This is a genomic window from Methylobacterium crusticola, assembly GCF_003574465.1.
GTDB lineage: Bacteria > Pseudomonadota > Alphaproteobacteria > Rhizobiales > Beijerinckiaceae > Methylobacterium > Methylobacterium crusticola.
This window is the reverse complement of sequence record NZ_QOWC01000464.1, coordinates 1-1,375: the sequence shown is the minus strand read 5'-3', so window position 1 is coordinate 1,375 and position 1,375 is coordinate 1. Positions and strand designations below refer to the sequence as shown.

At 78.5% G+C, this 1,375-nt stretch carries 2 protein-coding genes; both read right to left on the bottom strand.

What is annotated here, in order from left to right; genetic code table 11:
* The coding region (locus DT057_RS34920; protein WP_420870347.1) for a LysM peptidoglycan-binding domain-containing protein at window positions 1-578 on the bottom strand (578 nt) is incomplete at its 3' end.
* 146 nt (window positions 579-724) lie between these two features.
* Window positions 725-1,375: protein-L-isoaspartate O-methyltransferase family protein (locus tag DT057_RS34915; protein WP_338103532.1), on the bottom strand; the 651-nt coding region annotated here is incomplete at its 5' end.

The following is a 1,375-nucleotide window of genomic DNA, read 5'->3' as shown; positions in this document are numbered from 1 at the left end:
GCCTCCGCGGCCGGCGCGGGCCGGTTCGCCGGCGCCAGCGCCAGCCGCGGCGCGGGGGCGGGCGGGGCCGCCCGCGTCGTCATGGCGGAGCCGCCCGCGTGGTAGACCGGGATCACGATCTGGCGGCCGGGGGCGATCTGCCCGGGTCCCGACAGGCCGTTCGCCGACAGGATCGCCGCCGAGGGCACGCCGAAGCGGGTGGACATCTGGCTCAGGGTATCGCCGGGCCCGACCGTGATGGTGGTGCCGCCCTGCGCGGTCCAGCCGGCCGTGCTGCCGGTGACCGGCGCCGTGGAGGCGACGCGCGGGCTCATCGCGGCGGCGGGCCGGCTCGACAGCGGCACCGGGGCCGAGGCCGCACCGGGGGCCGCGAGCGACCGGGACTGGATCGGCGCCGAGCGCACCGGGGCCGCCACGCCCTCGCCCTCGGGCAGGCTCCCGGTCGCCCCGGGATCGCTGCTCGCACTGGAGGAGAAGGGGTTCGTGAACGGGTCGCTCAACCGCATCGTGTCGGTGCTGCAGGCCGCCGACGCGCCCCCGATCAGCCCGATGAGAGCGACGCGCGACAGTGTCCGCACGCTCTTGCCAGCCCCGCGATCCCGCATCGACGCACCCACACATGCACACAACCTGATGCGATGAATTCAAATCGGATTCAGGTTAAGCTTCCGTTTCGGAGCGAGGCCTCGGCGTGCATCACGGGGCTCCGGCGGGGCGGCGGGGCCTACAGCACGCGCGCCCGGCCGGGCGTCAGCGGCCCGATCCGCAGGACCGCGTCCGGTCCCTGCCAGCGCAGCCCGTCCGCTTCCCGCGCCGCGACGACGAGGCGCGGCCCGCCCGGCCCGGCGAGGGCCCCGACGAGGCGGCCGCCCGGCGCGAGGCGCTCGAGCAGCCCCGGGGCGAACGCGGCGAGCGCCCCGTTGACCAGGATGCGCGCGAACGTCCCCGCCTCCGGGGCCGGGTCGCAGCCGTCCGCGAGCCGCACCGCGACGGCCCCGAACCCGAGGGCGGCGAGCCGCCCCCGCGCCGCCGCCGCCAGGGCGGCGTAGCGCTCGAGGCTCACCACCTCGCTGCTTCCCAGGCGCAGCAGCAGCGCGCTGACGTAGCCCGAGCCGGTGCCGACCTCCAGCACCCGGGCGCCCCGCGGGTCGAGGGCGTGCAGCATCGTGGCGATGGTGCTCGGCGCCGTCATGGCCTGGCCGCAGGGCAGCGGCAGCGCGATGTCGCGCCGGGCGAGCGCGCGCAGCGGCTCCGGCGCGAAGGCCTCGCGGGGCACGCGCTCCATCGCCCCGAGCACCGCCGGGTCCCGCACGCCCCGCGCCCGCAGCCCGAGCACGAAGGCCGCGGCCGCGACGGCGCCGGGCCCGCCGGCGGG